The sequence below is a fragment of the Selenomonas ruminantium subsp. ruminantium ATCC 12561 genome (genome assembly GCF_000424065.1).
Lineage (GTDB): Bacteria > Bacillota > Negativicutes > Selenomonadales > Selenomonadaceae > Selenomonas_A > Selenomonas_A ruminantium.
Map to the genome: position 1 here is coordinate 1 of NZ_AUJE01000047.1, position 19,947 is coordinate 19,947.

The window sequence follows — 19,947 nt, forward strand, 5'->3', positions numbered from 1 at the left end:
AGACTCCTGTAATGCCATGCTGTCTACCTCTTTCAGCCAGCTATACTCTTCATACCTTTTCAAGTCCGTTAGCATGGCACTGGTCTGATTGTAGGTTACAGACTTATGGTTTGCAGTCCATTCATCTCTACGGATGGCGAGAAAATGATTGAACACAAATCGGCAACAGCCCAGAGTACGGTTAATTAGTTCTTGCTGGGCATGGTTCGGATATATTCTGAATTTAAAGCCCATTGTGTACTTGTCCATTTTCTCACTTCCTTTGCGATGTTTTTTGGCTCTCGATATACTGCTTCACGATGTTAAGCGGAGCACCACCGACAATGGAGCATATCCCCATAACTAAAGTTAGGGGTTTTACGGCGTTTTGGATAAAAATGTAATTCCTAGCCGAACTTTCTTTCTATTGCTAATATAATTCTAATATCATTTGCACTGATAACGTGTATTCTTGCCATTGCCCACCCGCTGAATTCTGCCTTCATCCAACAGTTTCCGCAAAATATTCACCGTTTTGGTCAGGGAAAACCCTAATTCTGACTGCAGCTTCTTGCGGCTGTCCAGGCCTGCGGCTATCAACTGATAAACACTTTCATCAGCTGCCATTTCTGATGTATACTCCTGCCGTTCATCTTGTACAACATCCACAGAACTCACCGGATGATTCCATTCAGCATGAAGATTCGGCAGAATCACCTTAACGGCATTATCCGATACCAAAAATTGCGGTTTTTCCTCACTATTCGCATAATCGGTCAGAATACGCTGCACACCTGTACCAAATGCCTCAATATAGTGCAGGCGATAAAAAATTTCCGCCAGTTTGGGATTACGTGGAATGGACACCCCCAGCATCATATCGTTGTAAGTTAACCCCTCCGCGAGCCCCCCCAAGGACAGGATTTCAATCCTATCCTCGTAAACGCTCACCAGAATACTGCCGCTAAAACCATAATCACGATGCACAAAAGCATTGAATATCGCTTCCCGCAAAGACTCCACCGGATAATCCCGACTGTCCAACCGCTTCATGCCTCGAATCTCTGAATGCAAGGCATTATGAAAGTCCAGATATTCAATCACCTGATTGACCTGTAACAACAGCGAACCAGAAAACTCACGCCGGTCACGGAAAACCACTTGCTTTTTCCCGGAAAAGAGCGCCACCTTAACCGTATGCTGGCACTGGTCAGACAAGAGCAGCCCCAAATTCGTATACAAGCCATCCTTGCTGACAATGTGCAAGGTACGGCGCTCTGCTTCACCAAAAGGCACATCTGCTTTCTGCAAAAAGCGCTCTGTCTCCCTAAAAGTCAACTCCTGCTCCAAGGAACGTTCCTGCTCGTAATGAAAATCTCCAGCTTCGCGAATCATCTTCCGAATCTGTGCCTCCGATGCCGGTAAACTGACTGGGCCACGCCGTACATACACCCCTTCGGGACGAATACCTTTGCCCTTCAGATAGTAAGGACAATCCGTCCCCCGCTGAACTTGCAGACGAATAACATTCTGCCCTTCTATCATTATTCTATCACATGATAGAAACATCATTACGTCCGGCTGGATTCCATCACGACATAAGCTGATAACACGCTTCTGTACATCATCTACATCTGCCACGCCTACTGCTGTACCATCATCCTCAACCCCGATATAAATACAGCCGCCGTCCGTATTGGCAAAAGCCACCACCGACTTGCGAATACTTTCCGTATATTCGCGTTTGAATTCCGTATTGCTGCTTTCTATCATACTATCACCTTCTTCAAGGCAATTCTATCACTTTTCTATCATACCGTCAATTAGAACCCGTCAAGCCTAAATTGAAGCGCAACCTTTTACTCGTAAAATTGCAGTTTGCCAGTACGTGCTGAATTTTTTTGTTACAGCTCAGTTTGGGCAGAGGTGGTAATACTTTTCGCCGTTGCACGAAATGACCCACAAGGAAATGTATGAGCTTTTTAGTCACCTGCGCCGGGCAAGACCGGCGGCGCGTATGTTCAGCCCAGTATTTAGTCTATGCCGTTTGTGGGCCAGTCCTCACTGCGTTCGGACAGTCGTTCCACGGCGAAAAGCATCACCACCTCCGCCCTCAGCGATTTCCGTATAAGACGGCATTTTCGCAGTGATAAGCAGCAAGTACATCGATGTTCTTGTTACGGGAGCAACGAGTTCGTAGCAATAGCCTAATCCGTAACTTGGGGCGAACGGGGAGTGCTTTTTCTGTCAGGAGCGACTGCCTGAACGCAGTGAAGGCCGGCCCCTGTAGGGCGTTGCTAAGTAAGTTCGCTGATAGAAGCGCCGTTGGCCTGCCCGGCGCGAGTAGCTGGACAGTTCTATTTTGCGAGGGGGTCGTTTAGCGGGAAACAGAAAAAGTACTCCCCGTTCGCCCCTGACTACGTATGAACAAGATACCTTTACCACGAACTAAACTCCCCAACAAACTGCAATTTACAAAAAGTCCGTTGACACTTTTACGTCAACGGACTTTTCGGCAATAAATAGGATTTCACAATCTCTTTGTTGATTTCTTCGCAAATACAGATTTACTCTGCTATTGGTTTTTGTCCTAAATTTTACAAATACCGTTTCAACACCACAACGGTACGCCCCTTTTTCGTCGTACCTCTGACCTCAGCCACTTCCAGCCGTCCTCTGCCGCGCATGGAGAGAATGTCACCCTCCTTGACATTCTGTGAAGCGCTTTTGGCAGGCTGCCAGTTAATTTTAAGTTTATCGGCGGCGATATCAGAAGCCGCCTTGCTGCGGGAGGAACCGAACCCTGCAGCAGCAATGGAGTCCACACGCAGGGAGGCTACCGTTGCCCGAATTTCCTTGCAGCGTTCTTCCTTAGGTGCAATGGTGCTTAAATCTGAACGCTCGCATGCCACGCCTACGGCGCCAATTTTATCGAGATTCGTGAGCAGGAAATCGGCCATCTTTTCCTCACAGATGATTTTCACGGAATCATTGGTTACGAGCAAATCCCCGATGGTATCGCGCTCGATGCCCTGTCCCATCAGCGCCCCGAGTACGTCACGATGGCTGAGCCTTGCAAACTGGCCATTCCATTTTGCCTCGATACAGCCAATGCCAAAGCCCGTCGGTGTGCCTGCAAAATCCTCGTGAATGAAGATGGCCCTTGCCCGTTCTGCGCCCTGATAGCCACCCGCAAAATCCACACGGATATTGCCGTAGTTTGCCGCTACGGTTTCGGCAATCTCCTGCCCAAAAGGGTCAAGGAAGCCGGAAATGCGGAACTTCTGCGTACGCAGAACATTTTCCGCTAAATCCACGAGCTTGATGACGATTTCTTCGCCCTCCGTGCCCTTATAGAAACGAATGAGTTTTTCTTTTTGTTCACTTGCCATATGTTCAGTTCCTTATTTTTTCAGCCAAGGCATTTCTGCCGAGACTTTCTTCTCGTCTTCCGTGTAGCTCACGTTGACATTGCTGGGTGCGCACAGGAAAACTTTATTGCCCACCTTTTTGATTTCACCATTTAAAGCATAAGTGGTACCGCTGATAAAGTCAATGATACGCTTTGCATCATCATCCTCTGTCTTTTCAAAATTGATGACCACAGGTTTCTTCTCCCGCAGATTGTTCGCTACCTGCTGGGCATCATCAAATGACCTTGGTTCAATGACGATAACCTTCATTTTCATGTTGGTTACCGTGCTGTTCTCCCGTGCCGAGGCTGCCGACTGGAAATCCACCACGTTACGGGAACTATCATTGCGTTCATGGCTCATTGTAAAACTCTCTTCCTCTTCATCCGGTTCATAATTGCGTTTTTCCTGGAATTTTTCTTCTTCCAAATCCAATTTTTCATCATCCGGGTCCATCAAACCCATTTTTCCACAAACTTTATCGATTATACTCATGACTTGTCCCCTTCATTAATACTGGCGCGGCCCAAAAATGGCGGTACCTACCCGTACCATATTGGCGCCTTCTTCCACGGCTATCTCGTAATCATGGGTCATGCCCATCGATAACGTATTGATATTCGACATTGGCAGGTCTAAATCCTGTACTTCCTGATAGATTTTATACATTTCCCGAAACAGGGGGCGGCACATCTCCACATCTTCGTAATTGGGTGCCATACACATGAGCCCCCGCAGGCGCAAATTGGGCAGGGCCGTCACCTTTTGCAAGGTTTCCAGCAAGTCCTCGCGGTATACACCGGATTTGCTGTCCTCTTTGGCTAAGTTCACCTGCACCAAAATATCCTGTACTTTATCAATGCGGGCCGCTTCACTGCTGATGGCTTCGGCCAGATGCAAGCTGTCCACGGAGTGAATCAAATCCGAAAATTTCACCGCCTGCCGCACCTTGTTGGTCTGCAGATGGCCGATAATGTGCCAGGTAACGGCATTACCAATTTCGGCAAATTTTGACTTTGCTTCCTGTACGCGGTTTTCACCCACGTTTACAGCACCTGCAGCAATGGCCTCCCGCATGGCAGCTGTATCGTGATTCTTCGTCACCGCTACCAGCGTGACCTCTGTGTCCTTAGGTGCCAACGTACGCCGTGCCTTAGCTGCTTCAATTTTCGCTAGTACATCTTGATATCGTTCTGCTATTTCCTGCCCCATAACACTCACCCCTGTCCGAGAACTATGTTAGTATTGATTCAGTGCAATTATGGCTGCCATGCGACCGGTCTGCCCACCATCGGCCCGATAGGAATAGAACCACTGGTGCTGACAGTCGGTACAGGTATCCGCCATTTCGATATTCGCTGCGGAAATACCTGCTTCCAACAGCTGCAAGCGGTTGGCTTCCCAAAGATTCACATAGAGCTGCCCTTTCTGCTCAGTGATTAACTTGTCAGCAAACTTTGGAAAAGCCTCGCGGAATTTTTCGGCCACATCCTCGCCTACGGCAAAGCAACAGGGACCAATGGATGGGCCAATGCCAGCCAAAATATCAGCTGGCCCGCAGCCAAATTCTTCCTGCATCTTCAAAACGGTTTCCCGCGCGATTTTTGCCACAGTTCCCTTCCAGCCTGCATGAGCAATGCCTACTGCCCGCTTCTCCGGGTCGAGGAAGATAACCGGCACGCAATCGGCAAAGCACAGCATTAAGGGTAAGCCCGGCTCATTGGTAATCAGGGCATCGGTATCGGCGATGGCATCGGCATAATCTTTTGCCCCACGGCCCGCATCGACCATAGTCACCTTTTGGATATGCGCCCCATGAACCTGTTGGGGTGTCACCAAATTTTCCGCTTTTAATTCCAGTGCCTGAAAAAACCGCTGCCGGTTTTCCCAGACCCTATCGGCTTCATCTCCGACATGGAGTGCCATATTCAAGCCCTGGTAAGGTTTGACACTGGCACCACCTAAGCGGGCAGTAAAGGCATGCTGACAGATTTTTTCATCAAAGGAGGAAAATTTTCCCCGCCACAGATTACTGCCCAAATGTTCCAATGCAAAACTCATAAACTCACCCCATTGCTGCTAAATCCATTATCCACAAACGCCACAGCGATGACAACCGTCAAAACACTGTATGGTCGGTTTTAATTCCTCAGCTTTTTTCATTTCCTGATAGATATAGTCCCTGGTAAAGCCCATATCCAGACTTTCCCAAGGGAAAAGTTCATCTGCCGCCCGCTCCCGGTACAGATAATCATCCATGGACAGACCGCAGTCCTTCATCGCCCGCTTAAAGGCCTTACTGCCGCCATTAGCACAGGCCGTTAAAAGCGCTTCGCCCACCTGGCGGTCACCTCTGGCCAGCACGCCCTGAATATAGGCTTCCTTGGGCGATTCCACACCTACAATGATATTTTTGCGCTTGCGCAGGCCCTGTGTCAAGACCTTGGCCGCTTTTTCCACATATTTCTTATCCGCCATCGGCAGCCATTGGAACGGCGTAAAGGGCTTAGGGATAAACGGATTGACGCTTAGTGTCAGCGTGCCTTTGCTGCCATGCTCCTCCATATAATCCTTGAGGCGGCCTGCCAGGTCTACAATGGCCTCCACATCTTCTTTCTGTTCAAAGGGCAGGCCAATCATGATGTACAGACGGAAATGACGAATCCCGGCTGCCAACCCCATATCCATAGCATTAAAGAGGTGTTCTTCTTCAATGCCCTTGTTGATGATGGCACGCATGCGGGAGCTGCCCGCCTCCGGCGCCATAGTCAGCGTCTTGAGTCCGCTTTCGGCCAGTGAATCCACCAGTTCCTGCGTTACCGAATCCGCGCGGAAGGAAGCTACCGACATGGAAAGACCTTCGCCCAGGATATCCTTGCAGAGCTCGTTTATCTCCGGATAATCGGAAATAGCTGCCCCCATAAGGCCGATACGCTTTTTATATTGCAAAGCCTCTTTGACTTCGCGTGTTACCACCGACAGTGACCGATTCCGCGGACGGCGGAAACAGTAGCCTGCCATGCAGAAACGACAATGACGGCCACAGCCGCGCGCCGTTTCAATCAGATAAAAGTTAAACTCCGTATTTTCTGTACGCACCACCGTATGGGCAGGGTACATATCCAAATCCTGCACCCATTGGCGGCTGATTTTTGCCGGAGCATTTTCCATAGGGGCAATCGCCTGCAGGCGGCCATCTTCCCCATAGCTGTGCTCGTAAAGCGATGGCACATAGACTCCGGGCACCTGCGCTAAACGCCGCAGCATTTCCTGTCGGGATACGCCTTCATTGCGTGCCTGATAGAACACATCCATCAAAGCCGGCATAATGACTTCGCCTTCGCCAATGACAAAGGCATCGATCACCGCCGACAAAGGTTCCGGATTGAAGGTTGCACAGGGCCCGCCCGCAATAACCAGCGGGTCCATATCGCCGCGCTCCTCAGCGCGCACCTTGACCTTGCCGAGCTCCAGCATCTTGATGACGTTGAAGTAATCCATTTCAAAGGACAGCACAAAGGCAATCATCGCAAACTGCTGCAGGGGCAGCTGATTTTCCACGCTCATGAGCGGCGTGCGCGTATTTTCATAACGCTCAAGACTCTTGCGTTCCGGCAGGAACACACGCTCACAGGCCGTATCGCTACGCTTATTGAGCAGGTCATAGATAATGTGCAGCCCTAAGTTGGACATGCCCACGAAATAGGAATTGGGATAGGCCAGAGCCACAGGCAGACGTGTACCCAAGGGATAGCGGTAATAACCATCCTCTGCCGCCAATTGTTCCTTTAACTCCTGTCTTAATGCCCAAGCCAAATGCCTTACTCCTTTTCCTTATAACTTATCTTTTTTCTGTTCCTTATGTGCCTGCAATTCCCGCAGTTCCTCCATAAAGCTGCTGATATCCGCAAATTTCCGATACACGGAAGCAAAGCGAATATACGCCACTTCATCAAAACTCTTGAGCTTGCTCATCACCAGCCTGCCGATATCAGCAGTACTGACCTCCTGCTCCATCGTATTGCGGATATCCCGTTCAATCTCATTCGCCAGATTAGTGATATCCTCCAGCGAAATATCCCGCTTATCGCAGGCGCGGATAATACCGTTTAAGATTTTATCCCGCTTGAAGACCTCCCGGCGGCCGTCATTTTTGACTACCATCAAGGGCTGTTTTTCCACCACTTCATAGGTGGTAAAGCGGCGTCCGCAGGACGTACACTCGCGACGGCGGCGAATGGTTGCCCCATCATCTGCCGACCGGGAATCTATTACTCGACTGTCATTTTGTTTACAATATGGGCACTTCATCGCCGCACCTTCTTTATTACTTTATTTTTCGTTCTCGTTATCTTTTGACGGGTCAATTTATTTTTATCCGCCTTTGACTTGTCAAATTTATCATTTGCCGGCCGTACCAGACATTTCTTATCAAAGCCAATTAAATCCGTCCGTCCAGCAATCGTCAAAGCCTTGCGCACAATGCCCTGATTTTTGGGCAGCCAATACTGCATCAAAGCCCGCTGCATCAGCTTATCCTCCGAGGACTTGGCCGAATAGACTTCTTCGCCCGTCAGCGGGTCAAGTCCCGTATACCACATGCAGGTGGAAAGGGTTCCCGGTGTGGGAATAAAATCCTGCACCTGCTGAGGATGATAGCCCTTGTCCCGGATGAATTCCGCCAATTCAATGGCATCCTCAAGTTTCGCACCGGGATGACTGGACATAAAATACGGCACAAGATACTGCTTCATGCCGAGTTTCTTATTCATCGCCGTAAACTTATCCACAAAGCGCTCATAGACTTTGCGGTTGGATTTGCCCATAAGACGGGTCACGCGGTCGGTGATATGCTCCGGCGCAATCTTGAGCTGGCCGCTGATATGATGCTCACAAAGTTCCTTTAAGAATTCGTCCTTAGCCAACAGCAGATAATCAAATCGCACCCCGGAACGCACAAAGACCTTCTTTACGCCGGGGAGCGCCCGCAGCTCCCGCAGGAGCTTAATGTAGTCGCTATGGTCGGCTGCCAGATTCTTACAGGGGATTGGTGACAGGCAGGGCTTGCCGCGGCAGGTACCACGCGTGAGCTGACCATCACAACTTGTGCGGCGGAAATTAGCCGTAGGGCCGCCCACATCATGGATATAGCCCTTAAAGCCCTTCTGCTGCGTGAGAATCTTAGCCTCGCGAATCAGTGATGCATGACTGCGCCGCTGAATAATCCGCCCTTCATGGGAGATAATCGCACAGAAATTGCAGCCGCCAAAGCAGCCACGCTGACTTAAGAGACTGAACTGCACCTCCGCAATGGCAGGCACGCCGCCGTCCTTATCGTAGATGGGATGCCAGGTCCGCATATAAGGCAGGTCGTAAATCTCATCCATCTGCTCCTCCGAGAGGGGCTTGGCCGGCGGATTCTGCACCACACACCATTCGTCATTCTGCTGCGCGAGCTTTCTCCCCCGGAAAGCATCCTGCTCTAAGTATTCCAGCTTAAAGGCCTCAGCAAATTTGCGCTTGTCGGAGCTTACCTCCTGATAAGACGGCAAAGGCAGATAATCCCAGATGTAATCCATATTGGGCACCTTGAAACAGGTTCCCTGCACATCCTGAATATTGCCAATCTCCACGCCCTGCTGCAAATCGGCAGCCACTTCCAAAAGTGCCCGCTCGCCCATGCCGAAAATCAGCAAATCTGCACCACTGTCCACAAGAATAGAACGGCGCACAGCATTTGACCAATAGTCATAATGCGCCATGCGGCGCAGGCTGGCCTCAATACCGCCAATGATGATTGGCACATCGGGGTAGAGTTCCCGTAGGCGATTGCAATAGACAATGGTCGCCCGTTCCGGCCGGAAGCCGGACTTACCGCCCGGCGAATACGCATCCTGATGGCGCATCTTCTTGGCGGCGGTGAACTTGTTTAAGAGGGAATCCATATTCCCCGCAGAGACAAGAAACCCCAGCCGTGGTTTTCCCAGGCGGTCAAAATCCCTGGTAGAATGCCAGTCCGGCTGGGGAATAATTCCTACTTTATAGCCATGCTTTTCGAGTAATCGACAAAGAATGGCGGGGCCGAAACTGGGATGATCCACATACGCATCACCGGACACAAACACAAAATCCAGCTGCGCCCAGCCCCGGCTTTCCATATCCTTTTTGCTGATTGGCAAAAATTCATTCATTATTTCTTGCTATCCTTCTTATCGGCCGGAGCAGGCTGGCTGGCATTGTCCGACGTGAATGTCTTTTCCACTACCTGACCGATATCACCGGCCTTGCCCATATCCTGACCGTTAACCTTCATTTCCACTGCTCCGGCATTACCGGCGGTGATAACCACCTTTTCCTTGCCCTTCCAGGTTTCCGTCTTGCCCGATTCAATGGTTCCTTCATAAACCGTCTTGCCATCAGCCACGACCTGCGTCCAGCACTTGTCGGTAAACTTAGCCACCAGCTCTACACCGTCAACCTTCTTAGGCGCTTCCTGCTTTGGCACATCTTCTTTAACTGGCTGCTCCTTAGACGCTGGTGCCTTAGCGGTCTGTGTTACCGCCTTTGGCGTCGCCTTGGGTGCACTGCTGTCCTCCATGGCAAAGAGATAATATGCACCAGCACCAACCAACAGCACAATCAAGGCAATAAGCCAGGTGTTTTGACGGTTACCGGGAGTCGTTACATTTTCCTGATATTCATTGCCCGCCGCAGCCAGTTTTGCCTTAGCCTCTGCTTTGCTCTGCTCTTCAGCCTCAGCTATCTGCTGTTTCGCCTCTTCAGCCGCAGCAACTTCTTCCGGGTGATTCTCTTCCATGAATTGATGTACCACATCATCAGCATCTAGCTTCAAAAAATTGGCATAGTTGCGGATAAACCCCTTGGCATATACCGTCCCCGGCAGCTGCCCGTACTCACCCTTTTCAATCGCCTCTATATACAAAGCACGGATGCTCGTGCCTTTTGCAATATCCTGAATCGTTAAATTTTGTCGTTCACGCTCAGTGCGTAACTTATCACCTATCATGTGAATAATTCCTCCCCCTATGTCAAAGTGCTTAGCCAAAAGCACTGCCAAACAACATTATACATAAATATAATGCTTAATACAAATTTTTTTTGCCCGCCGCAAGCACAAAACAGCCCTCCCCGCAGGGAAGGCTAATGTTAGCGTGCACAGCCAATATTTTCTTTGCCATCATCATTGTCGAGCAGCGTTTGCAGGGTAATATTTTCGAGCACCTGACTGATGCTGTCACAAACCTTCTCCCAAATGCCCCTGGTCACACAGGCACATGCCTTGTCACACATCTGCTCCGCTGCCCCGGCTTCAGCCAGCAGACAGTCCACCACAGCAATCGGCCCTTCCACGGTGGTGATGATGGAACCGATGGTGATTTCCGCCGGACTTTTCGCCAGCATATAGCCCCCCTGCGCGCCGCGGATACTCTGCACAATTCCCGCCCGCCGCAAAGGAACCATAAGCTGTTCCAAATAGTTTTCGGACAGCCCCTGCCCCTGGGCTACACACTTCAGGGAAACCGGCCCTTCGCCATAACGCTGTGCCAGTTCATAAAGCGCCGTCACACTGTATCTGCCCTTGGTTGAGATTTTCATATAGCCACCTCAAAAATTCCGAGTAAATTACTAAGATTTATTCTTCCAATATAGCAGAAAAAAATCTCACTGTCAAAGACTATCACAGCGTATTTTAGACCATGTCTTCCAAAATCCGAACGGCAGGTACCTGTTTCATTTTCCGCTGGGTACTAAGTTCCGTACCGTCAGCAGCTTTCGGCACAGGCTGGGATTCATCCGGAACATCCTTCAGATGCGGCGGCTTGCGATAGCAGGTATCGAGCTTGCCATCCACATACTCCTTCACCAGAATGCTGCCATCCGGCAGCACATGACGGATAACCTCCGTAAATTCCTGCTGCGCCTTCAACTGGGAGATTTCCTGCTTTTTGGCATTCATCTTCTCCAAATTCTCAGTCAGATTCTCCAGCCGCTCTTGCACCAAGCCGGTAAACATATCCTTAAACGCTCCGCTGCCCTGCGCTTTAGCTTTCTCCAAATTCGTAAAGCCGGTCATACTTTCGTCTATTCCTGTAACCTTCATGAAAAAGCCCCCTCTCTGTATGGTATATCGGCTTTACGTCTAATTTTCTTAAGCGTAATTAACCATTCACCAAGGTTGGGGCGTCATCGGAGTGATTACGCCAAAAGTATAACCTTTTTCCCGCAGGACGCGGATGATGTCCGGCAGGGCCTTGACGGTTTCTTCATGGCCTGCCGAGCTATGCATCAGGATAATGACGCTGTCCATCACGGCCTGGGCGGAGATATTGTCAATGAAATCCTGCGCTACCGGATGGTTGGGGGCAGCATCGGCAGAACTTACATTCCAGTCATGCTCCACATAACCATTGGCCGTGATAATATTTTCGTAAGCGGAAGTAAAGTTTCCCATGCGGCCGCTGGGCGCGCGGGTAATCAGCGGGCGCAGGCCCAGCAGTTCATAAATGACATCGTCAGCCTGCTCCATTTCCGCCAGATAACTTTCGGCAGAAGCATAAAGGCGTTTGTAGTCATGGTCATAGCTGTGATTCCCCAGAGCGTGGCCTTCGTCAAAGATACGCTTGGTCGTTTCCGGATAAGCCTTGACGTTTTTGCCCAGCACATAGAAGGTGGCTTTTACCCCTTCCTGCTTTAAGATGTCAAGCACTGCTGCGGTATTCTTATCGTCCGGGCCATCATCAAAGGTAAGATAGGCCACCTTCTTATCCCGATAAGGCGCAATCTTGGGCAGCGCAGTGGGCAGGTCCTTGGCCCGGCGCTGGGCCAGCGTGTAACGGTCATAGACCGGCGTTTCGGCGTTGTCCAGAGCAAGATTGCTGAAATCATCAGCAACGGTGATATATGCCGGAGTCTTTTCTTCTACGGGCGCGGCTTCTTCAACAGGGGCAGCAGGCTCGCTGGTGGTTCCCTGCTGACTGCAGCCGCTAAAAAGCAGACAGGCAAGACAGAGAATTGCCCCGCAAAATTTTATAGATGGAACAAACATAAGTTAATCAATCTTCCTTTGCTGGTATGGCGTTTTTTTCTATCATAACACAGTTTTCCGAAGGGAGCGAATTTGTTTACAGGAAAGTTCAACTTATACTTCCTTTTTTGTCCAATATATTGTACAATATTATCAAAAGAAAGGAGTGGAGATTATGTTAGCTGTAAACTATTCTACCTTACGTAACAACCTGAAAAGCTACTGCGACCGTGCTACAGATGATGCAGAAACGGTCTTTGTAACGCGCAAAGATGAAAAGAATTTGGTAATGATGAGCCTTGAAGCCTATAACAACCTTATGGAAAATGTTTTTATCCGCAGCAATCACAAAAACTATCAACACATCATGGAAGGTATCAGCCAACTGGAAAACGGCAAAGCAAAATCCATTTCTCCTGCTGATTGGGAGCGATTACTGAATGAATAAACAATTCTCGGATAACGCCTGGCAAGACTTCATGGATTGGCAACGTGAAGACCGCAAAATCGTCAAAAAAATCGCTGAATTGTTATGCGATATTGAACGCAACGGTCATGAAGGCAAGGGTAAACCTGAACCATTACGCTATGAATTGTCCGGTTGGTGGAGCCGCCGGATTACCGAAAAGGATAGGTTAATCTATCGCTTTGACGAAACTACCATATATATAGCTGCCTGCAAGGGGCATTATTCATAAATGAATAAACAACAAGAAATGAGGAAAGATGGTAACAAACTCACAATAAGTAAGGAACGATTGACTCTTCGTCTCCCCGCAAGACAAAACACCGGTTAGTTTATACCAACCGGTGTTTCGTCTTGCGCTACAATTATTCAAAGCGGAAAGAAAATTTTCTTTCCGGCGTAATGTATTTCAACATAAAGAGTTCACATTCACTGACTCTGCCAACCACATTGATACGCTTATCGGCAGGCTGGGATTTTTTGATGATTTCCAGCTCGCCCATATAGCGCAAGTAATCCTTGTTGTCAATGGTAATGGCGCCGCGCCGACGCTCCTTGTTGTTCTCCGGCTCCACGGTTCCATTTAACAAGCCCCGGCTCTCCTGGGCACGGATAGCATCACGGGCCTCGTCCTCGCGGGCCGTAAACGTATGGCGCAGCAGTTCCTGCTGAACCGCATCATCTGTAAAAAGCTGCGCACGCAGAACCACCTCATCACCAGGCAAGTGCCCCACCGTTTGCAATTCATCCGGCAGTGGCAGGCTGTCACTTAAAAATACGGAATCAATCCCCAGTGCCGCCATATGTCTTGCCGCCCTGTCCGTATGCCACAGACGATGCGTTTCCATAGTCGGCAGGCCTTCAAAAAGCGGCCCTCGCTGTTTTCCCTGACTGGGTACAAAGGCACCGACTTTAATCCCTGCCTGATGGAGCATTTTCGTCTTGCGCCGCAGGATATCTTCGCTGATGCCCGTTCCCCGGCGCGGATAGAAATTATGCAGGGCATCCACATGGGAAAAATCCGTACCTGCCACCTGCAAATCAGCTAGTATCTTTTCGGTAATGGTGCTGGCATTTAATTGCAGGCAAATGCCTAAATCGTTATGACTGAGTTCAGCTATCTGCTCCGCTGAGTAACCGTAATCCAAACGCAAAGTGGTAATCCCGAGTTTTTGAAACGCAGCCAGGTCAAATTCCGGCATATCCAGCATCGAAAGCGTCCGCGGCGAGATATCGGAAATAATTTCCATATCGTACCTGCGTGCCGCAGCCAAAATTTCCGCTAATTCCCGCTTGAGTACATCCGTATTCGTTTCGGGAATATGCAGGGAGGTAAATACCCGGCGAATTCCACACGCTGCCGCCGCCGACAACAGCTGCAAATTTTCTTCCAACGTATTATCCAGCCCCGGATAAAGGGATATTCCGTTTTCCATCAGGACACTCCCCTCTGTTTTAACGCCTGCGCCAAATGACCATCGGCCGCGGCAAGTGCCGCCTGCCCTGCTTCATAACCAGCCCCGGTCAGATGCAGGAAAATCGCCAGTTTAGCATTGCCTTTCGCTTCTGCGAGTGCCGCTATGCTTTCTTCCCGGCTACAGCCCGTAGCTTCCATAACGATATTCTTCGCACGCTCCTCCAACTTCTTGTTGGAGGTTTTGACATCCACCATCAGATTACCGTAAACCTTGCCGAGCTTAATCATCGTGCCTGTGGAGAGCATATTGAGCACAAGTTTTTGCGCCGTACCTGCTTTCATGCGGGTAGAGCCCGTCACCACCTCAGCCCCCGTCACGGGCAGCAGGGCAATGTCCGCCCATTCGGCAATCGCAGCATTGGCTGAACACGCCAACGCAATGGTTGCCGCACCAATTTTGCGGGCATATTGCAGGCCGCCAATCACATAAGGCGTACGCCCCGAAGCGGCAATGCCCACCAGCACATCAGCGGCAGTAAAATCTCTGTCTGCCAAATCCTGGCAGGCAAGTTCGCCATTATCCTCGGCGCCTTCCTGTGCCTTGAAGATGGCCGGCGTACCGCCGGCGATAACTCCCTGCACGAGCTCAAAGTCCACCCCATAGGTTGGCGGACATTCCGAAGCGTCCAAAATCCCTAGCCGTCCGGAAGTGCCAGCGCCCAGATAAAAGAGCCGCCCGCCCTTTGCCAGCCTGTCGGTGATAACATCCACCGCCTGCGCAATCTCCGGCAGGATTTTTTCGACCGCCAAGGCGACCTTTTTATCTTCCTCGTTGATAATCCGCAGCATTTCTACCGTGGGCAGTTCATCAATATGGGCGCTTGCAGGATTGCGGCGCTCGGTACTTATTTTTTGCAAGTCCAACATGGAAAAATTACGACTCCTTTTCTTCTACCGGGTCATCAAAGCCCAGCAAATACGTGGCAATAAAGCCTGCGATATAGGCGACCACTACGCCCAGCAGGTAAATGGGGATATTGTTGGTTGTCCCCGCCAGCGGCAGGCCGGAAATCCCCATAGCCGACGCCCCGACCATAAAGTGTGCCTGCACTGCGCCGCCAAAAGCACCGCCAATGCAAGCCCCGATAAAGGGACGGCCCAAAGGCAAGGTAACACCGTAAATCAACGGCTCGCCCACGCCCATCAGGCCTACCGGCAAAGCTGAAGCCACGGTTTTCTTCAGGAATTGATTCTTGCTCTTTACATAGACTGCGATAGCCGCACCGACCTGCCCGGCACCGGCCATAGCCAGAATCGGCAGGAGAATCGTCACTCCAAACTGGGAAATCAAATCGGCATGAATCGGCGTCAATGCCTGATGAATGCCCATCATGACCATCGGCAGCCACATACCGCCCAGAACAAAGCCCACAGCTGCACCGCCAGAACCTACGGCGCCCGTAGCCGCCGCACCAATCGCCGAGGAGATTGCGCCGCCCAAGGGCTGCAGGACAAAAATCGCCGCAACGCCCGCGAGCAGGAAAGTCAACAGCGGAGTCAGGAACAAATCAAAAACCGTGGGAATCAGCTTGTGCAAGCGCTTTTCCAACCATGCTGCCAGAAAAGCCACCAAAATCACGGCAATAACGCCGCCGCGACCAGGAACCAGCTTACTTCCGTCAAACACCACATTCGCCAGTCCCGGATGACTGATTAGAGCCGCCAGTGCCCCGCCTAAAATCGGTGTGCCGCCGAAAACCTTGGCTGCATTATAGCCTACAAAGAGATTCATGCCCCAGAACACGGCATTGCCCGCCACAGCTAACAGCTGCCATGTCGGCGAAGCCGTTATCTCCGGCCAGATTTTAGCCGATACGCCGAGTATCCCCGTGAGTAAGCCGCAGGCGATAAAGGCCGGAATCAGCGGAATAAAGATTCCGGCAATCTTTTTGAGCAGCAGTTTGCCCGGTGTGGCATTTTTCTCCCGAATCTGTTGATGAAGTTCCTTGCCATCGCCAATCTTGGGCTTTGCCGGTTTTTTTTCGAGCAATTCATTGACCACCGTAGTCACTTGCGTGGCTGTCCCGGGACCTAGGATAATCTGCAATTCTTCCTCGGTGTCGTGGATTCCCATAACCCCCGGCACCTGCTTAACTGCCGCCAGCAGTTTCTCGTCTTTTTCCTTTAACTGCACCCTGAGTCTTGTCATGCAGTTATAGGCCTGCAGGATATTCTCCCGCCCCCCTAATACGTCATAAAGTTTTTTCCCCAGTTCATCCATTTTCATTTCTTTACACTCCCCTTAAAATCTATCCGGCCAGCACTTGCGCAGATAATCCCCCATGCGCTTTTCCTGACCGTTGTCGCTTGGCTGATAGTAATGGGCATTTTGTATTTCCTTGGGCAAGTAGGCCTGCTCGGTAAAATGCCCCGGATAGTCATGCGGATAGATATACTCCGTGCCATGCCCCAGTTTTGCCGCGCCTTTGTAATGCGCATCCCGCAAATGAGCAGGCACTGCGCCGCAATTCTTGCTGCGCACGTCCTGCAGAGCAGCATCAATGCCCATATAGGCGGCGTTGCTCTTAGGCGCAGACGCAATATAGGTCACAGCCTGCCCTAAGATAATCCGCGCCTCCGGCATGCCCACGAACTGCACCGCATTGGCCGCATTCATGGCCACGACAAGCGCCATAGGGTCTGCATTGCCCACATCTTCAGACGCACATATCACCACCCGCCGGGCGATGAATTTCACATCTTCCCCTGCCGCGAGCATACGCGCCAGATAATGCAAGGCCGCATCCGGGTCGCACCCCCGCATGCTCTTGATAAACGCCGACACCGTATCGTAATGGTTATCGCCAGCCTTATCGTAGCGCTGTACTCTTTGGCCCAAAATCTCCTGTACCATATCCAGCGTAATTTCGCCACCGGTAAGCGGCAACATGGACGCCGTTCCCTCCAGGATGTTCAGCGCCATGCGGGCATCACCGCCCGCCATCTGCGCCATGGCGAGGATTACTTCATCACTTATATTTATCGGCTGACCGCCCAGCCCTCTTTCCTTGTCCGTTAGTGCCTGCCGCAGGATTTTCACCAGCTGTCCATCAGTCAACTGATAGAGCCGCACAATCCGCACCCGCGAAAGCAGGGCATGATTGACCTCAAAGAACGGATTTTCCGTCGTCGCGCCAATGAGAATCAGCCGCCCGTCCTCCACATAGGGCAGAAGCACATCCTGCTGACTCTTGTTAAAGCGATGGATTTCGTCGATAAACACAATCGTGCGCTTTTGATAAAATTTCCGTGCATCGTCCGCTTCCTTGACAATCTGCCGGATATCGCCAATACCTGCCGCCACCGCATTGAGTTTCTTGAACGCACTGCCGGTCATGCTGGCAATCATCTGCGCGAGTGTGGTCTTGCCAGTACCGGGCGGGCCATAGAAAATCATCGAGGATATCTGGTCTTTTTCCATCATCTGCCGCAGAAAACGACCGCCGCCCACAGCCTCCTGCTGTCCTACGAATTCATTGAAATTGCGTGGCCGCATGCGCTGTGCCAGGGGCGCAAACCGCATGGCACTGCCACTGCCGATACTGCTTTGATTTTGCGCGGCCGCCGCAAATAAATCCATTTCCTCAGCCATCTTATTCTCCTTTGCCCGTGGAGCCAAAGCCCCCCTGGCGTTCTGCCCCGGCTCCGGTCTGGTCATTATCCGTCATCAGATAACTCAGGAAAATGCCCTGTGCGACCCGCTCGCCTTTATGGATAACGAACTCGCCCTTGCCCATATTGACCAAAGCCACCATAATATGCCCCTCGTTGCCGGGATTGTTGTAATAATCCGCATCAATAATGCCCACACTGTTGGCGAGCATCAGCTGATGCTTAACCGCCATGCTGGAGCGGATATTCAGCGTCAGCACCTCGCCTGCCTGCATATAGGCTTTTAGCCCCGTAGGCACCAACACCATGCCGCCGGCAGGCAGTACACAATCTGCCGCCGCCTCGATATCATAACCGGCGCTGGCCGCCGTCTGCCGCTGCGGCAAATGAATATCCTTATCCTGCCAATCGCTGACCACTTCAAAACCACGTAATTTCATAAGAACTCCTATCCTAAAAAGAGAGGCTGGTCATCAGTCCATACCACCTCTGCAAAACTCTGTTCCTATTATAGCAAATTATACCGGCTCTTCAATAACAAATTAAATCATCCATCTCCTTTAGCATTCCGAATCACCTTATTAAGCATTATGGTTCTGGAACAGTTTCCTGCCACGTCTTCATCCGACCAGAATAATTCCAATAACGTATATCCTGTTCAATAAAGAACCACTTGAACACTTTTACAACATGATCCGTGTCAAAGCCTTTTCCAAAGTCAATTTCCGCCATTTCCGCATCCGTCACATCGTGGCACTCATAGACTTTTCGGATTAAATGATATAGCTTGCGATACAGCTCAGGATTAGCACGTTTTTTCATTTGCAGATCAGCAATTAAATCATCATGTTTGGGATAATTACGTTTTCTTTTGCCTTTCGGACTATAATTCTGATTTTCTACGCAGATCAAAAAATCAAAGCCATTATGCAAATTAGCTGGACGTTGCAAATATATTCTATCGCCAGTGGAAAGTGTCTCTACATAATAAAGGTAACGTGAGGCATTTTCCTCATTTCCTGTTCCCGGCACCTCCTTGAAAAGTTTATCTACTACACGTTTTCTAACTTCATTTCGCGTACCTTCATTAGAAAAATGTATTGTAATCTCATTATGTTTATACTGCGGCAATGGTATACCTCCTAGAACTTATCTTGCAAAATCTAAACTACTTTCGAAACACGAACAAATATTCATGGGCGATCAGCAGGAAATTATACTTTACACTGTTGGTTTTCCAATAGCCAGTAGCCCGGCAATTGTGCTGTTCTTTAATTATCAATTCTTTGAGGGTAAAGCCAGCTTCCTCAAAAATTTTCATCACGTCAAAGGACATAGGAACCATGCAGCCTTTTTTACGGGTATCGCCCATTAGAATGGCGCAGAATTTATCCTTTTTGAGTACGCGGTAGCATTCCCCCGCGACTTTTTTCATTTCTTCCAAAAAGTCGGCTATCTTCAAGCGGGAGAGGTCTTCTTCTATATCCTCACTGTACTTGATAATATCCGCATAGGGCGGGTGGGTGCAGATAAGGTCAACATGCTCATTGGAAATAAAAGAAAGATTACGGGCATCTCCCTTCTTTAGATAGACCTTACCATTGGCTCCTTCATGCTCGAAGTTCGTTTTTTCCCGGCAGCGTTCAAGGGCAACATCGTTTACATCCACGCCAATAATATTGCGGTTCAATAACTTGGCCTCAACAAGCGTGGTGCCGCCACCAGCGAACTGGTCAAGGACGCAATCGCCCTCCTTAGAGTAGCGCAGCATGATATTGCGGGGGATATAGGGCGACCAGTTCCCGCGCCACTTGGCATCATGGGTAGCCCAATCGCCGCGCTTGGGAAATGTCCAATGGGTGGTCATTTCCAGCTCGAAATCATCCGGCTCCCACTTAGTAATCTTCTTGGCCATCAGATAAATACCTCGGTCATAATGCCCTGTTCCATATCC

22 protein-coding genes are annotated in these 19,947 nt (G+C 50.2%); 2 read left to right on the top strand and 20 right to left on the bottom strand.

The genetic code is table 11. The features are described 5' to 3' along the window. The 13 genes from G598_RS18050 to G598_RS18060 form a co-directional block, all read right to left on the bottom strand. Window positions 1-249: helix-turn-helix domain-containing protein (locus G598_RS18050; protein ID WP_037364453.1), on the bottom strand; the 249-nt coding region annotated here is incomplete at its 3' end. 177 nt (window positions 250-426) lie between these two features. Further along, window positions 427-1,752 carry an RNA-binding domain-containing protein gene (locus G598_RS0113640; RefSeq protein ID WP_026767414.1) on the bottom strand — a complete coding sequence of 442 codons (1,326 nt, stop codon included), beginning with the start codon at window positions 1,750-1,752 and terminating at the stop codon, window positions 427-429. Window positions 1,753-2,576: 824 nt separating this feature from the next. Further along, window positions 2,577-3,371, bottom strand: a complete 795-nt coding sequence (locus tag G598_RS0113645; RefSeq protein WP_026767415.1) for a YlmH family RNA-binding protein — start codon at window positions 3,369-3,371, stop codon at window positions 2,577-2,579. Between the two features lie 12 nt (window positions 3,372-3,383). Continuing rightward, window positions 3,384-3,887, bottom strand: coding sequence for a cell division protein SepF (locus tag G598_RS0113650; protein WP_026767416.1), 504 nt, complete (start codon window positions 3,885-3,887; stop codon window positions 3,384-3,386). 15 nt (window positions 3,888-3,902) lie between these two features. After that, a complete protein-coding gene (locus G598_RS0113655; RefSeq protein WP_026767417.1) occupies window positions 3,903-4,604 on the bottom strand; it encodes a YggS family pyridoxal phosphate-dependent enzyme in 702 nt (233 codons plus the stop codon). 27 nt (window positions 4,605-4,631) lie between these two features. Then, complete coding sequence (pgeF, locus tag G598_RS0113660; protein ID WP_026767418.1) at window positions 4,632-5,453, bottom strand: peptidoglycan editing factor PgeF; 822 nt, start codon at window positions 5,451-5,453, stop codon at window positions 4,632-4,634. 27 nt (window positions 5,454-5,480) lie between these two features. Next, the gene (locus tag G598_RS0113665; protein WP_026767419.1) at window positions 5,481-7,208 is read right to left on the bottom strand and encodes a TIGR03960 family B12-binding radical SAM protein; all 1,728 of its coding nucleotides are present in this window, start codon (window positions 7,206-7,208) and stop codon (window positions 5,481-5,483) included. 18 nt (window positions 7,209-7,226) lie between these two features. Then, window positions 7,227-7,703 (bottom strand): transcriptional regulator NrdR, encoded by a 477-nt coding sequence (gene nrdR, locus G598_RS0113670; protein ID WP_026767420.1) that lies wholly within the window; start codon window positions 7,701-7,703, stop codon window positions 7,227-7,229. Continuing rightward, window positions 7,700-9,583, bottom strand: coding sequence for a YgiQ family radical SAM protein (locus G598_RS0113675; protein WP_037364457.1), 1,884 nt, complete (start codon window positions 9,581-9,583; stop codon window positions 7,700-7,702). Before G598_RS0113675 ends, nrdR begins: the two co-directional genes overlap by 4 nt. After that, window positions 9,583-10,419 (bottom strand): helix-turn-helix domain-containing protein, encoded by an 837-nt coding sequence (locus G598_RS18055; protein ID WP_051180344.1) that lies wholly within the window; start codon window positions 10,417-10,419, stop codon window positions 9,583-9,585. Before G598_RS18055 ends, G598_RS0113675 begins: the two co-directional genes overlap by 1 nt. Window positions 10,420-10,559: 140 nt before the next feature. Further along, the gene (locus G598_RS0113685) at window positions 10,560-11,009 is read right to left on the bottom strand and encodes an RrF2 family transcriptional regulator (RefSeq protein ID WP_026767422.1); all 450 of its coding nucleotides are present in this window, start codon (window positions 11,007-11,009) and stop codon (window positions 10,560-10,562) included. Window positions 11,010-11,103: 94 nt separating this feature from the next. After that, window positions 11,104-11,514, bottom strand: coding sequence for a hypothetical protein (locus tag G598_RS0113690; protein ID WP_026767423.1), 411 nt, complete (start codon window positions 11,512-11,514; stop codon window positions 11,104-11,106). 66 nt (window positions 11,515-11,580) lie between these two features. Then, complete coding sequence (locus tag G598_RS18060) at window positions 11,581-12,459, bottom strand: polysaccharide deacetylase family protein (RefSeq protein WP_037364460.1); 879 nt, start codon at window positions 12,457-12,459, stop codon at window positions 11,581-11,583. A gap of 154 nt (window positions 12,460-12,613) precedes the next feature. Between G598_RS18060 and G598_RS0113700 the strand changes: the two genes are divergently transcribed. Next, window positions 12,614-12,886 carry a type II toxin-antitoxin system Phd/YefM family antitoxin gene (locus G598_RS0113700; RefSeq protein WP_026767424.1) on the top strand — a complete coding sequence of 91 codons (273 nt, stop codon included), beginning with the start codon at window positions 12,614-12,616 and terminating at the stop codon, window positions 12,884-12,886. Beyond that, window positions 12,879-13,136, top strand: a complete 258-nt coding sequence (locus G598_RS0113705) for a Txe/YoeB family addiction module toxin (RefSeq protein WP_026767425.1) — start codon at window positions 12,879-12,881, stop codon at window positions 13,134-13,136. The genes G598_RS0113700 and G598_RS0113705 overlap by 8 nt, the downstream gene beginning before the upstream one ends. Window positions 13,137-13,269: 133 nt before the next feature. Here G598_RS0113705 and G598_RS0113710 read toward each other — a convergent pair whose 3' ends face one another. The 7 genes from G598_RS0113710 to G598_RS0113740 all read right to left on the bottom strand — a co-directional run. Next, window positions 13,270-14,340, bottom strand: a complete 1,071-nt coding sequence (locus tag G598_RS0113710; protein WP_026767426.1) for a DUF871 domain-containing protein — start codon at window positions 14,338-14,340, stop codon at window positions 13,270-13,272. Continuing rightward, the gene (gene murQ, locus G598_RS0113715) at window positions 14,340-15,248 is read right to left on the bottom strand and encodes an N-acetylmuramic acid 6-phosphate etherase (RefSeq protein WP_026767427.1); all 909 of its coding nucleotides are present in this window, start codon (window positions 15,246-15,248) and stop codon (window positions 14,340-14,342) included. Before murQ ends, G598_RS0113710 begins: the two co-directional genes overlap by 1 nt. A 7-nt stretch (window positions 15,249-15,255) precedes the next feature. Continuing rightward, entirely contained in the window at window positions 15,256-16,608 is a 1,353-nt protein-coding gene (locus tag G598_RS0113720; protein WP_026767428.1) for a PTS transporter subunit EIIC, read from the bottom strand. 15 nt (window positions 16,609-16,623) lie between these two features. Next, entirely contained in the window at window positions 16,624-17,973 is a 1,350-nt protein-coding gene (locus G598_RS0113725) for a replication-associated recombination protein A (protein WP_026767429.1), read from the bottom strand. A gap of 1 nt (window position 17,974) precedes the next feature. Beyond that, window positions 17,975-18,433 (bottom strand): dUTP diphosphatase, encoded by a 459-nt coding sequence (gene dut / locus G598_RS0113730; RefSeq protein WP_026767430.1) that lies wholly within the window; start codon window positions 18,431-18,433, stop codon window positions 17,975-17,977. Window positions 18,434-18,581: 148 nt separating this feature from the next. Further along, on the bottom strand, window positions 18,582-19,124 hold the full coding sequence (locus G598_RS0113735; protein ID WP_026767431.1) for a hypothetical protein: 543 nt from the start codon (window positions 19,122-19,124) through the stop codon (window positions 18,582-18,584). Window positions 19,125-19,161: 37 nt separating this feature from the next. After that, window positions 19,162-19,947: TRM11 family SAM-dependent methyltransferase (locus tag G598_RS0113740; RefSeq protein WP_336433149.1), on the bottom strand; the 786-nt coding region annotated here is incomplete at its 5' end.